14 protein-coding genes are annotated in these 12,844 nt (G+C 64.4%); 7 read left to right on the forward strand and 7 right to left on the reverse strand.

Annotated elements, in window-relative coordinates; all coding sequences use genetic code 11:
- Window positions 1-29: 29 nt before the first annotated feature.
- Window positions 30-236: a hypothetical protein gene (locus tag AAG813_RS02725; RefSeq protein WP_341911573.1), complete on the reverse strand. Its 207-nt coding sequence runs from the start codon at window positions 234-236 to the stop codon at window positions 30-32.
- 190 nt (window positions 237-426) lie between these two features.
- Window positions 427-885 carry a CHRD domain-containing protein gene (locus tag AAG813_RS02730; protein WP_341911620.1) on the reverse strand — a complete coding sequence of 153 codons (459 nt, stop codon included), beginning with the start codon at window positions 883-885 and terminating at the stop codon, window positions 427-429.
- Between the two features lie 440 nt (window positions 886-1,325).
- On the opposite strand from AAG813_RS02730, the gene AAG813_RS02735 reads away from it, so the two are divergent.
- The 5 genes from AAG813_RS02735 to AAG813_RS02755 all read left to right on the forward strand — a co-directional run bounded on the left by AAG813_RS02735 (window position 1,326) and on the right by AAG813_RS02755 (window position 6,279).
- On the forward strand, window positions 1,326-2,243 hold the full coding sequence (locus AAG813_RS02735) for a Ku protein (protein WP_341911575.1): 918 nt from the start codon (window positions 1,326-1,328) through the stop codon (window positions 2,241-2,243).
- Between the two features lie 27 nt (window positions 2,244-2,270).
- A complete protein-coding gene (gene ligD, locus AAG813_RS02740; protein WP_341911576.1) occupies window positions 2,271-4,937 on the forward strand; it encodes a DNA ligase D in 2,667 nt (888 codons plus the stop codon).
- Window positions 4,938-5,161: 224 nt separating this feature from the next.
- Window positions 5,162-5,320 (forward strand): hypothetical protein, encoded by a 159-nt coding sequence (locus tag AAG813_RS02745; protein WP_341911579.1) that lies wholly within the window; start codon window positions 5,162-5,164, stop codon window positions 5,318-5,320.
- On the forward strand, window positions 5,310-5,663 hold the full coding sequence (locus AAG813_RS02750; RefSeq protein WP_341911581.1) for a hypothetical protein: 354 nt from the start codon (window positions 5,310-5,312) through the stop codon (window positions 5,661-5,663). The genes AAG813_RS02745 and AAG813_RS02750 overlap by 11 nt, the downstream gene beginning before the upstream one ends.
- 178 nt (window positions 5,664-5,841) lie before the next feature.
- On the forward strand, window positions 5,842-6,279 hold the full coding sequence (locus tag AAG813_RS02755) for a hypothetical protein (protein ID WP_341911583.1): 438 nt from the start codon (window positions 5,842-5,844) through the stop codon (window positions 6,277-6,279).
- Window positions 6,280-6,358: 79 nt separating this feature from the next.
- On the opposite strand, the gene AAG813_RS02760 is transcribed toward AAG813_RS02755, so the two are convergent.
- From AAG813_RS02760 to AAG813_RS02775, 4 genes are all read right to left on the reverse strand, one after another.
- A complete protein-coding gene (locus AAG813_RS02760) occupies window positions 6,359-7,312 on the reverse strand; it encodes a PA2169 family four-helix-bundle protein (protein WP_341911585.1) in 954 nt (317 codons plus the stop codon).
- A gap of 241 nt (window positions 7,313-7,553) precedes the next feature.
- Window positions 7,554-8,282 (reverse strand): glutathione S-transferase, encoded by a 729-nt coding sequence (locus tag AAG813_RS02765; protein WP_341911587.1) that lies wholly within the window; start codon window positions 8,280-8,282, stop codon window positions 7,554-7,556.
- A gap of 76 nt (window positions 8,283-8,358) precedes the next feature.
- Window positions 8,359-9,558: a class I SAM-dependent methyltransferase gene (locus tag AAG813_RS02770; protein ID WP_341911589.1), complete on the reverse strand. Its 1,200-nt coding sequence runs from the start codon at window positions 9,556-9,558 to the stop codon at window positions 8,359-8,361.
- Between the two features lie 143 nt (window positions 9,559-9,701).
- Window positions 9,702-10,298 carry a hypothetical protein gene (locus tag AAG813_RS02775; protein ID WP_341911591.1) on the reverse strand — a complete coding sequence of 199 codons (597 nt, stop codon included), beginning with the start codon at window positions 10,296-10,298 and terminating at the stop codon, window positions 9,702-9,704.
- Window positions 10,299-10,638: 340 nt separating this feature from the next.
- Here AAG813_RS02775 and AAG813_RS02780 point away from each other — a divergent pair, with 340 nt between their 5' ends.
- Window positions 10,639-10,809: a hypothetical protein gene (locus AAG813_RS02780; protein ID WP_300540037.1), complete on the forward strand. Its 171-nt coding sequence runs from the start codon at window positions 10,639-10,641 to the stop codon at window positions 10,807-10,809.
- A gap of 191 nt (window positions 10,810-11,000) precedes the next feature.
- Here the strand turns inward: AAG813_RS02780 and AAG813_RS02785 are convergent, their stop codons facing one another.
- Window positions 11,001-12,170, reverse strand: a complete 1,170-nt coding sequence (locus tag AAG813_RS02785; protein WP_341911595.1) for an acyl-CoA dehydrogenase family protein — start codon at window positions 12,168-12,170, stop codon at window positions 11,001-11,003.
- Window positions 12,171-12,329: 159 nt separating this feature from the next.
- On the opposite strand from AAG813_RS02785, the gene AAG813_RS02790 reads away from it, so the two are divergent.
- Window positions 12,330-12,844: beta-ketoacyl synthase N-terminal-like domain-containing protein (locus AAG813_RS02790; protein WP_341911597.1), on the forward strand; the 515-nt coding region annotated here is incomplete at its 3' end.

Below are 12,844 nucleotides of genomic sequence, written 5' to 3' on the forward strand. Positions count from 1 at the left end.
GGTGTTGGCGACGGTGGCAGGGCTGGCGTTTATTTCCGGCCCGAACTGTTGGGCGTGTGCTGGTGATCCAGCGGCGGTTTGTCCGGCATGTTGGTCGATTCAATGCGCGCCTTCACGCTGGCCGGGCTGTTGGCCGCTTTTTCGGCCAGGGCCTGCTGGCTGCCATTGGCCGGCTGGGGCCCCTTGGGCGTGTTTTGCGCCGGCTTGTGGCCGGACAGGGCGGGATGATGGTTCATGGCTGCTCTCCTGTGTTGCCCGCTGGGGGTGTTGACGTTCCTGACCACGCTACTACGGGATGAAGCGCGAGCCCGTCAGCGTCAAGGTACCCTGGCTGTAGGACAGCGGGACCGTTGTGCAGACTTTGAAGGGATCAGGAAAAACCATGCCGCCTTACCCGCAGGGTCCAGGCGAGGCGCTGGTGAATATTCAGGGGCGGGCCGTCATTTGCCCGCGAATTTCACCACCCGGAAATTTGGCGGTGTGGATATTGGCATACCACTTGCCCGCCATCAGGTCGGCCACCTGGGCCGGGGTCAGCGTGGCCTGGCCGGTCATCGGACTGGTAATGGGCCCGGTGAAAGGCAGGGCCACCCCGGCGTTGGCGCCCACCGGGGCCGGGCCGTGAAAGTGGCCTGCAGTCGCAGGGCCGCTCAAGCCTTCGTAGCTCAGTTGCCAGCGCAACAGGTTGGTGTCCTTGTTCAACACCGCGTCCACCTGGCCGCTGGCGTTGGAGGCCACCGCCGGCACCTCGTTGGCGCCGCGCAGTTGCGTCGTGAATGCCAGCAGATTGGACTGCGACGGCATCATGCTGCAACCGGACACCAGAACCACCGCGGCGGCGGCGGCCGTCAGGGTACAGCGAAACGCGTGGCGACGGGAAATCATCATGGTTGTCTCCAATGGGGAAGAAGGAAATTTCAATCTTAGGCCTGCACGGCAGGGGGCGCTGTAGGACGCCGGCTTGACCCAAGGCGGCAGCCCGGTGGTCTCCCTTTCCCATTCATCTTCCCAGATCGATGGACGAAAGTGTCCTGCAGCCCAACAGGTGCGAGCGCTGACAGCTATTTTTTTCATAGCAAACCACGCATGTCCACCGCACGTCCACCGACCGCGGCGGGCCTGCGCCGTCGTCCTACGGCAGCAACGGACGGCTGCCGACACCCTCCCCCGGTGCCTCCGAATTAAGGTCACAGACCGGGTAACCCACGTACTGGAGAGTTCACCATGCCAAACAGACATCCACACCTAGCGGGCAAGCCCCGCATCGGCAGGGCCGCCCCTCTCGACCCTATGCACGCCGGGTGCAGCCAGCGGGGGCGATAGGCATGGCCTCGCGCGCCTTGTGGAAAGGAGCCATCAGCTTTGGCCTGGTGCACATCCCGGTGTCACTGCATTCAGCGACCACCGACAACGGAGTCGATTTCGACTGGCTGGACAAACGCAGCATGGACCCGGTGGGTTACAAACGCATCAACAAGAAGACCGGCAAGGAAATCACCAAGGAAAACATCGTCCGTGGCGTGCAGTACGAGGACGGCCAGTACGTGGTGCTGAGCGACGAGGAAATCGCGGCAGCGTTTCCCCGGACCACCCAGACCATCGAAATCGAGAGTTTTGTCGCCAACACCGACATCCCTTTTGTCTACCTCGAACGTCCCTACTACATCGCACCCATCAACAAGGGAAAAAAGGTTTACGCGCTGCTGCGCGACACCCTGCTCAAGACCGGCCGGGTCGGCATTGCCCGCGTGGTGATCCAGACCAAGCAGCATCTGGCCGTGCTGGTGCCGTCCGGTCCCGGCCTGATTCTCAACCTGCTGCGCTGGGGCACTGAAATCCGCAACTGGGACGAACTCGACCTGCCCCCCGAAGGCGCCAAGGCGGCCGGCCTGTCCGAGAAGGAGCTGGCCATGGCCCGGCAGCTGGTCGACGACATGACCGATAGCTGGAAGCCGGAGCAGTTCAAGGATTCGTTCACCGACGCCATCCTGGCCCTGGTCCAGCAGAAGGTGAAACAAGGCAAGGTCGAAACCGTCGAGCAGCCGGAAGCGGCGGATGAATCCTCCGGCAGCGGCGGCGCCAAGATCATCGACCTGACCGAGCTGCTGCAGCGCAGCCTGCGCCACCAAGGCGGTGCGGCCAAGGCCGCCGCGGAAAAACCAGCGACGAAAGCCGCCAGCAAAGCGCCGGCGCGCAAGCCGGCCGCCAAAACCACGGCTGCCAGCCGGCGCCGCGCCGCCTGAAGCTGAAGCCGGGCCCCCACCGCACCCATGGCTGCCGACGATCCGCTCCAGGCTTACCGCGCCAAGCGCGACTTCAAAAACACGCCGGAACCGGCCGCCGGTGGAAAACGCTCCCGGGCCCTCAGCTTCGTGGTGCAGAAACATGACGCGAGCCACCTGCATTACGACTTTCGCCTGGAGCTCGAAGGCACGCTGAAAAGCTGGGCGGTCCCCAAAGGGCCCAGCCTGGACCCCGGCGTCAAACGCATGGCGGTGCAGGTGGAAGACCATCCGATCTCCTACGCCAGCTTCGAGGGCACCATTCCCGCCAACCAATACGGCGCCGGCAATGTCATCGTCTGGGACCGCGGCACCTGGCGGCCTGTGGGCGACCCGGTGGCGGGGCTTCAGAACGGCAAACTGAAATTCGAGCTGCAGGGCGAAAAACTCAAGGGTCACTGGTCGCTGGTGCGCATGCATGGCAAAGGCGCAGAGCGCCAGCCGCCCTGGCTGCTGATCAAGGACAAGGACGACGCGGCCCGGCCTGCCGCCGACTACGACGTGCTGCAGGCCCTGCCCGACAGCGTGATCACCGACAGCCCGCTGACGCCGCGCCAAAGAACGGCAGCCAAAAAAACTGCCGCCAAAGCCACATCCACCGGCAGCGCTCCCACCAGCAAAAAGAGCGCAGCGAAACCCCGATTGCCGCCGGGTGCGCTCAAGGACGACCTGCCGCCAACGCTGTCCCCCGAGCTGGCGACGCTGGTCACGCGGTTGCCAACCGACAGCCAGGACTGGCTGTACGAAATCAAGTTCGACGGCTACCGGCTGCTGACACGCGTGGAGGGCTCGTCGATTCGCTGCTTCACACGCAACGGGCACGACTGGACAGCCAAGCTGCCGGCGCTGGTGCAGGTGCTGTCGCGGCTGGGCCTGCGTTCCGGCTGGCTGGACGGTGAAATCGTGGTGCATGACAGCGAGGGCCTGCCTGACTTCGGCGCGCTGCAAAACGCGTTTGACAGTGGCAGCACGGCGCAGATCGTGTACTACGTTTTCGACCTGCCGTTTTATGACGGCTACGACCTGCGACCGCTGCCGCTGGTGGAGCGGCGCAAGCTCCTGCGCACGCTGGTGCAGGCCGCGCCGCCGGGTCTGGTCCGTTTCAGCGAAACCCTGGAGGCCGGCACGCAGGACCTGCTGGCTGCCGCACGGAGCCTGGGGCTGGAGGGTGTGATCGGCAAACGTGCATCGTCACCCTATGTGTCGCGCCGCTCGCCGAGCTGGATCAAGCTCAAGACGCGACTGCACCAGGAGTTCGTGATTGGCGGCTACACCGAACCCAAGGGCTCGCGCGCCGGCCTGGGCGCCCTGCTGCTGGGGGTCTATGACAACGAAGGCGCCCTGCGTTATGCGGGCAACGTGGGCACCGGGTTTGATGACACCACCCTTAAAAACCTGCAAGGCCAACTGGCCGCGCTGGCAACACCCCGCCCGGCTTTTGCCGGCCTGCCCGCTTCGGTGAAAGGCCACTGGGTTCAACCGGTGCTGCTGGCCGAGGTCAGTTTTGCGCAATGGACCCACACCGGACGCATCCGCCACGCGGTGTTCAAGGGCCTGCGCACCGACAAGGACGCGCGCAAGGTCACCCGCGAATCGGCGCAGACCCTTCAGGACCTCCTGCCAGCGACAAAAAAATCCGCAGCCGCGCCGCGCACCCCGGCCGCCGGCAAACGCAGCGCCAGCCGCCCCGCCCCCGCTCCAGACACCGGCACGCTGCGCGTCACACATCCCGAACGCGTGGTGGATCCGGACACCGGCCTGACCAAACTCGACCTGGTGCACTACTACGCGCTGGTGGCGCCGCTGATCCTGCCGCACCTCCGGGCCCGGCCGGTGGCACTCGTGCGGGCGCCGGACGGCGTGAAGGGCGAGCTGTTTTTCCAGAAACACGCCGAGGCGACGGCCATCCCCGGCCTCAAGCTGCTGGACCCGGCGCTGGACCCCGGCCATGCGCCCTTGCTGGAAATCAGCAAGGCCGAAGTGCTGCTGGCCGCCTCCCAGCTCAATGTCATGGAGTTCCACACCTGGAACGCCACCACGCGTTCCATCAGCAAACCCGACCGCATGAGTTTCGACCTGGACCCGGGGGAAGGCGTGTCGTGGACGCAGATCCGCGAGGCCGCGCAACTGGTCCAGGCGCTGCTGAAGGAACTCGGCCTGCCGGCGTTTCTCAAGACCAGCGGCGGCAAGGGCCTGCATCTGGTGGTGCCGTTGAAACCTGCTTTCGGCTGGGACACGGTGAAAGATTTCTCGCAGGCCATCGTGCAGCATCTGTCCGCGGTGATCCCCCAGCGCTTTGTGGCCAAAAGCGGGCCGCGCAACCGGGTTGGAAAAATTTTCCCCGACTACCTGCGCAACGGTTTCGGCGCCACCACGGTGTGTGCCTGGTCCCTGCGGGCGCGGCCCGGGCTGGGCGTGTCGGTGCCGGTGGGCTGGGACGAGCTGGACGATCTGAGCGGCGCGGCACACTGGACGGCTGCCAACATCGCCGGGCGTATCGCCACCGGCAACTCGCCCTGGGACGGCTACGAGCAGGCCCGCTGCACCCTGCCCGCTGCCATGAAGGCGCTCGGTTTCAAGGCGGAAAACCCGGTTGCTGCAGCAAAGCCGCCGCGGACCCGGCCAGCAGCCAAGCCCGGCAAAGGCAAAGGCTGAGGCTGAGGCTGAGGCTGAGGCTGGGACTGGGGCTGGGCTGGGGCCGCAGTGTAGGACCCGTCTTGACACGGGCACGCGCGCCTTCCTGACAGACGCCCGGGCTGCCGCCGGCTTCGCCCGCGGCCGGTATCGGCGTATCTTCGTCCCACGTACCAGCTCCCTGTAGCCGTGCGCCCTGCATGGCCGGCGGTTGGGACCCTTGATGATTCTTTCGGGAACACACCATGAAGCATTTTTTGACGGCACTGCCTGTACTTTTTGCACTGACCCTGCTCACCGGTTGTCCGCAGTCGAAGGTGCCCGACAAACCCTCGCTGGTACCCGAGCCGAAAGCGGCCCTGAACACCATGAACAACCACCCGGGTTACTCCTTTGAAATCTGAAACTTCTCCTGCTCCCTGCCTTTCCTGGCGCAAACCCGTAGCCGGTCTGGCGCTGGCGTGCCTGGCCGCCCTGCTGTCCGCATGTGTGGCGCCGACGTCCCAGCTGGAGTCGCCGCCGCAAACCGTGCTGCTCGATGGTGACGCCTACCGGGTCGAGCAGATCACGGCCAGCACCTGGTCGGCGCAGGCGCCGCGCCATCTGCCGGACGGTCCCCAGAAAACGGCCAGCCTGGTCCGGGCGGTTGAAAAGGCCTCGAACTGCAAGGTGACCGACAGCAGCTACGGCACCGGTGGCGCCGCGCTCAACGCCCAGGTGGACTGTGGCAGCAGGCTGAAGAACTAGACGAATCACGCTGCGGCCTATATACAGTCAGCGCAAACTGCTATTGAATCAATAGCAGTCTAGGCCCCGCACAAAGCCTTACACCTTCGCATCTGCGGCAGACGCAACTTTACGCGTCGTGCGGTACGGCGCTGCAGGCGCCCCGTCACACTCGCATCAACCACCCAAGGAGATCTTCATGATCATCACCGCCCCGTTCAAAAAAATCATGCTGGCCCTGTTGCTGGCCGGCGCTGCTGCAGCACCTGCCATCGCGCAGGTCAGCATCAATATCAACCTGGCACCACCCCAGCCGCAGTACGAGGCCGTCCCCACGCTTGCGCCCGCGCAGGTCTGGGCGCCGGGCTACTGGGCCTGGAATGGCGATCGCCATGTCTGGGTGCGCGGCCACGCCATCCAGAAGCGCGACGGCTACCGCTGGGCGCCGGACCGCTGGGAGAAACGAGGCGAAGGTTATTACCGTCAGCCGGGCACCTGGGTGCGTGATGCCAACTATGTATATGTCAAGGATAAAAAAGACAAAAAGGACAAGTACGACAAACATGACAAGCACGACAAGCACGATGACAAACGGCATGGCAACGGGCATGGCAAAGGCCACGGCGATCGTCACTGACAACTGACCCGGCTCTCACGGGCCAAAAAAAAGCTGGCACAGGTGCCAGCTTTTTTTATGGGTGAAACAAAACGTCCGTTCAAGAGGCCGTCTTCAGCGCATCACGCAGGGCCTTGACCTGGTCGTGGTTGCGCTGCACGCCCTGGGCTTGGCGCTCCACCAGCGTCCTGATCGCCGGAGGAAGATTCTCCTTGAGGGCATTGCGGTAGCGGGCTTTTGCCGCGTCTTCACCGCGCTCGCATTCGTCCAGCATGGCCAGGTCGGTATACCCGCTGAGCGTGCCGCGCACCGACACCCAACCGCGATGCATGGCACCGCTGGCCGTGCCGCCTTCTTCGGGCTCGCCGCCCAGCTGGCGGATCTGTGCGGACAGCTCGGCAGCGGCACCGCGGCATTCGTCGGCATGGCGCAACAGCAGGGTTTTGATGTCCTGCGCCTTCACGTGTTCGGCGCATTCGGTGAAGCCGTACTCACCGTCGCGGCAGGACTCCAGCAACTCGTTGAGCGTGTCGATCACGTCGTCGTTGTCGGCAATTTCGCCGGCCAGGGTGCGCGGCGAGAGTTGCTCGTCCACCCGCGCCCAGGCGGCGCGGCTAGCCGCTTCGGCTTCGGGCCAGCTCAGGGTCGAGCGCTCCTTGCGGCTGTCCCAATGGACGGCCAGGTCGCTTTGCGCATCGTCAAACGTGCCGATGTAGTTGCTGCGTCCGTACAGGCCGAGGCGGTAAGCCGGTGCGTAGTCGTCGTAGCTGCGGTTCGCATCGTAATAAGGCTCGCGGGTGTACTGCTCGCGCCAGTAGGCTTCTTCCGCCGTGGGGTTGATGGCTTCGGCCACAGCCTTGCCGCCCAGCCCGCCGGCAACCGCGCCAACCACCGCACCGGCCGCGGCGCCCAGCGGTCCGCCCAAAGCACCGGCGGCGGCTCCGGCAGCTGCGCCGCCCAGGGCCGCACCCACACCGGTACCGACCGGGTGGGCACCCGGGGCGTCGGTGATGGGGTCCAGATTCAGGTTCTTGTCGTGTTCGTCAAGTGACATGGTGAAGCTCCTTCAAGGGTAATGGGATGGGTCAGGTTAAGGACTGGACAGCCTCTCCGGCGATACCGGGTGACTTGCTGCTGATGCAGTTTTTCCAGCTCGGGAGGCCATCGTGGTACGCGCTCCGGGGGCTCGCGGTCAGGCGAGGACAACCCGGCCTGTAGGAGAGGACGCCGTACAGGATGCTCTGCAGTAAATGCCGGCCGCCTGCGCCCTCACCAGGTTCAGTCAGACACCAGGCTCAGCCGTCCAGCTCGGGATAACGCCGGAAAATGCCTTCTTCGTTGAAGGGGATGCGCCGCTCGCTGGCGAGGTAGGCGGCCACGCGCCGGTGCTGTGCCACCCGCACGTGCAGACCGGCCACCAGCGGGGCGTTCTGCAGGGCGCGCCCGGTGGCCAGCGGAAAGGCGTACAGCAGCCCTGCCACCAGCTGGAACAGCGACAGATCGGCGTAACTCAGGCGTGCGCCCACCAGACAGGTGTGCCCCTTGGGGTTGCGCGCCAGCACGCTGTTGAACCAGTCCAGAAATTTCGGGATGCGCTCTTCACGAAAGGCCCTGGCTCGCCGCAAGGCCTCTTTTTTCTGGTCTTCGTAATACAGGCCGGTGGCAATCGGGTGGTGGGTGTCATGGGCTTCCATCACCACGTCGGCAATGGTCAGCTGTAGCTGGTGCGTCCACAGGCGCTGCAACTCGTTTTTGGCCACCAGGCCCAGGCGCGGGCCGAGGTAGAGCAGGATGGCCGCGGTCTGACCGATGACGGCCTTGCCGTCCACCAGGAAGGGCGGCGCAAACGGCGGGTGCACGACCTTCGGGCTGTCGAGGTAATGCATCATGGCCGCGACGCCCTGCCCCCGGCTGGCGGGACCACGCGCCACATCCACATAGTCGGCGCCGGCCGCCTCCAGCGCCAACCGGACAAACTCGCCGCGGCCCTGGATGGTAGGCCAGTAGTGCAACTCATAAGGCATGGACTTCTCCTTGCGCCACCCGAAAATTTACAAGAAACAGGCCTGCAGCCCTTTATTCACGGGCACAAGCAGCTATTTAATTCATAGCAACCGAAGCTCTCTTCGACACGGCAGCCAGTCGCCAGAGCGAGGTGACCTCGGCCGCCCTGGCCGCATGCAGGGCATCGCTGGCATCGGCCGCTTTCGGATGTTGGGGCTTCACGTCCACCCGCGACAGGACCTGCAGCCCCGCCGCGGCGATCCAGTCCAGCAGTTCGCTGCGCGAGCGCAGACCCAGGTGTTCGGCCAGATCCGACAGGATCAGCCAGCCCTCCCCGCCCGGCGTCAGATGCGCGGCCAGCCCCTGCAGGAAACCGCGCAACATGCGGCTCTCGGGGTCATACACCGCATGTTCGACCGGCGAGCTCGGACGCGCCGGCACCCAGGGCGGGTTGCAGACAATCAACGGCGCGCGGCCTTCGGGAAACAGGTTGGCTTCCTGCAGCGTGACGTGCCGGGCCAGGGCCAGCCGTTCAAGGTTTTCGCGGGCGCAGACCAGCGCGCGCGGGTCCTGGTCGGTCGCGATCACCTGCTGCACACCGCGGCGCGCAAGGATCGCTGCCAGCACGCCGGTGCCGGTCCCGATGTCAAACGCCAGGCTGCTGGCGAGGACGGCCGGCGGCAAGGCGGTCTCGGCCACCAGGGCCAGGTACTCGCCGCGCACCGGTGCAAACACGCCGTAGTGCGGATGAATGCGTGCGCCGCCCAGCGCGGCGATCTCCACACCTTTCTTGCGCCATTCGTGCGCACCGATCAGGCCCAGCAGCTCGCGCAGCGCGCTCACATAGTTGCCCTGCGCCGCGTCGCCAGCACCATACGCCTCGCTGCAGGCCTGCGTCACATCCGGTGCCCGCCGCAGGCTGATGTGATGCGCCCCATCGAATTCGAGCACCAACATGGCCAGCGTGCGCGCGCGCTGCGACTGGGCCTGGCGGTGCTGGTTGAAGGCATCGAGCGGCGAACCCGCGGCCACGTCCGCCCTGGCCTTGGCTTTCTTGATTTTTTTGGGCTTGTCGATGCGTCGGGCCAGGGCCTGCAGCAACTGCCGCGCATTCTGGAAATCCCCGCGCCACAGAATGGCCGTCCCCTCGCTGGCCAGGCGAAACGCCGCGTCCGCGGTCAGGGTGTCATCGGCCACCTGCACCCGTTTGGGTGGCGACGCCCCGCTTTCGGAACGCCAGCGGGCCGAGCGGGCCTGACCATCCTCGACCCAGTGGATGCGGGCCGGCTCGCTCATGGCGTGCATGCCAGGGCTTTCGATGCAGGAACGGAGGTGGGGGCATTTGCCCGGGCAGGCAAAAGCGGAGTGTAAAAAGGCATCGGACAAACCCGGACGGTGAACAGAGCGCCATTATCCCGTGCCGTGCAGCCACCAGGTTCCTAGCGGCTGTCCTTGCCGTCGCCGGCGGTCAGCGGTGCGAGGTCGGACGAGTAGGTGCGGTCGCCGATGGTCATTTCACTGCTGTTTTGCCAGGCGGACTCAAAAGCCGCGAGCTCCTGCGCCGTTGCCCGTTCATAGCGGCGCAGATTCGAGGCCCGCATCGCCTCGGCGCTGATGTTGTCCGGGTTGGCCTTGGCTTCGGCGCGCTGGGGATCGAAGCCCTTGAGTTCCTCGTTGACCCGCCAGTACACCGCGGGCACGCCCAGGCCATAACGGGCCAGCGCATTTTTCCCGATGATGGCACCGAGAGCGGCCAGGGACTTCTGCTGCCCCTGCTCGCTCTCCATGAAATCAGTGGACAGGTCCACCATCACGACAAAGCTGTGACCACGCTTGTCGGCGCGTACGACCTTGAACCGGTAGCTTGCGCTCAGGATGCCCCGGCTTTCCATGGTGGCCTTGACCGAATCGAAAAGCATCTCGCGGCGAAACGCCATGCGTTCGTCGAGATTCATTTTGACGGGACCGGTCTCCGGTCCCGAACCGCCTTCCTTCTGGCCCTGCGAGGAAGAAAACAAGTTTTGGAAGAACGACATGGCGTGCTGACTGTTGAATGACGTATGCCTACCCTGTTGTCAATGTAGTTTTGGTGCTGTCATGGGGGCTTTCTGGGAGAAGCCAGCTTGACAACATAGCCATCGTATGCTTTTAGTTACAGCCTGTCATCTTCTGATACAGGTAAATCTGATGGCAGGAGGCTGTGACAAATGTCAGAAACAGATCCCAAGGCATCAGACCTTGCTGGTTCAGTAAAACTTTTGGATCAAGCTCGCGGCTCACAGCCGTCGGTGTTCTCCGACACGCCCAAAAGCCTGCGCCCGATAGGCGCGACGCGCCTCATTGCGGATACTTTCTCATCAACTTCTGGAGGAAGCTATGTCTTTTGCGCTTTATATGGTCGGTTTTGCAATTTTTATGGGTGGCTTGGTCTGGGGGGCGTTCGAGGCCGGCATTCCCCACGTCTACATCGGTATCGGCGCGCTCGTGATTCTGGGCATAGGCATCTTCAGTGCCGTTGGTCGCACCCGCAGCAAGGATCCCTCATAAAGAAAAAAGCATGCATGGGACCGCGCTGGCAGGTTGGCAATCCTTTCGCCACCCCTCCCAGGCGCCCAGCGTGCCTGCGCTGAAGTCGAGGAGATCGTCATCGAGCGCCGCGGCAACTAAGCAGCTGTAAGCGCTGAAAAGGGGTTCCGGGACAAATCCCGGAACCCCTTTTTTATGCCCCGGCGGCGCCGTCAGGACGGCTTGGCCCCCAGGCCCATGGCCCGGGTGATCACTTCCTTCATGATCTCGTTGGTGCCGCCGTAGATGCGCTGCACGCGTGCGTCGGCATAGGCGCGGGTGATCGGGTACTCCCACATGTAGCCGTAGCCTCCGAACAGCTGCACACACTCGTCCATCACCTTGCACTGCAGGTCCGAGCACCAGTACTTGGCCATGCTGGCCGTCGCGGTGTCGAGTTTGTCCACGGCGAGCAGTTCGGTGCACTTGTCGACAAACACGCGTGCCACCTGCACTTCGGTCTGCAGCTCGGCCAGGGTGTAGCGGGTGTTCTGGTAGCTGGCCACCGGCTGGCCGAAGACCTTGCGCTCCTTCACATAGTCGACCGTCCAGCCGATCGCGGCCTGCGCCGCAGCAACCGCACCGATCGCGATCTGCAGCCGCTCCCAGGGCAGCTGTTCCATCAGGCAGATGAAGCCACGGTTTTCCTGGACCGCGCCACCCAGCAGGTTTTCTGCGGGAACACGCACATTGTCAAAAAACAACTCCGAGGTGTCCTGCGCCTTCAGGCCCAGCTTTTTCAGGCGTTTGCCCACCGCAAAACCGGGCATGCCGCGTTCGACCAGCAGCAGGCTGGTGCCCTTGGCGCCGGCCGCCGGGTTGGTCTTGGCCACGACGATCACCAGGTCGGCATGCCAACCGTTGGTGATGAAGGTCTTGCTGCCATTGAGCAGGTAGCTGCCGTCGGCCTGCTGGATCGCCGTGGCCTTGACGCCCTGCAAATCGGAGCCAGCCGCCGGCTCGCTCATGGCGATGGCCCCCACCATCTCGCCGCTGGCGAGTTTGGGCAGGTACTTTTTCTTCTGCGCCTCGGTGCCGTAGTGCAGGAGGTAAGGCGCCACGATCTCGCTGTGCAGGCCGTAACCGATGCCGGAGAAGCCCGCGGTGCTGAGCTCTTCCATCTGGACCACGGAATACAGCTTGTCGGCACCTGCGCCGCCGTATTCCTCCGGCATGGTCATGCACAGGAAGCCGTTCTCCCCGGCCTTGTTCCAGACGGCGCGGTCCACATAACCCTGCTCTTCCCACTGCGCGTGGAAAGGGGCAATTTCCTTGTCCATGAAGCGGCGAAAGCTGTCGCGAAAGGCCTCGTGGTCACTGCTGAAAAGTGTGCGTTCGATCATCGGGTCACCTGTTGGAGGAAATAAAAGGCAGCGGGATGCTGATTTATGCAAAGCGTTTGCTTGGTGAAATGAATATACTCGTTCCTGCGGCTTTTCGGCGCAGGAACCGGCACCTTCCCTTGCCGGCACTGCCCTCCCCCCATCCAGCAGGAGCACCCCATGACCGAAGCATTCATCTACGACGCCATCCGCACACCGCGCGGCAAAGGCAAAAAGGACGGCAGCCTGTACGAGGTCAAGCCGGTCAACCTGCTGGCCGGCGTGCTGACCGAGCTGCAGCGCCGCAACGGCTTCGACACGGCGCAAGTCGATGACGTGGTGATGGGTGTGGTGTCGCCGATTGGCGAGCAGGGCTCCGTTATTGCCAAGGTCGCCGCGTTAAAAGCCGGCTGGGACTTCCGCGCCTCGGGCGTGCAGATCAACCGTTTTTGCGCCTCCGGCCTGGAAGCCGTGAACATGGCCGCGCAAAAAGTGCGTTCGGGCTGGGAAGACCTGGTGGTGGCCGGCGGCGTCGAGAGCATGAGCCGCGTGCCCATTGGTTCGGACGGCGGCGCCTGGGCGCAGGACCCGGAAACCAACAGCGCCACCGCCTTTGTGCCGCAAGGCATAGGCGCCGACCTGATTGCCACGATCGAAGGTTTCAGCCGCGCCGATGTCGACGCTTTTGCACTGGA

The sequence above is a fragment of the Polaromonas sp. YR568 genome, from assembly GCF_943371715.1.
Classification (GTDB): Bacteria; Pseudomonadota; Gammaproteobacteria; order Burkholderiales; family Burkholderiaceae_C; genus Polaromonas.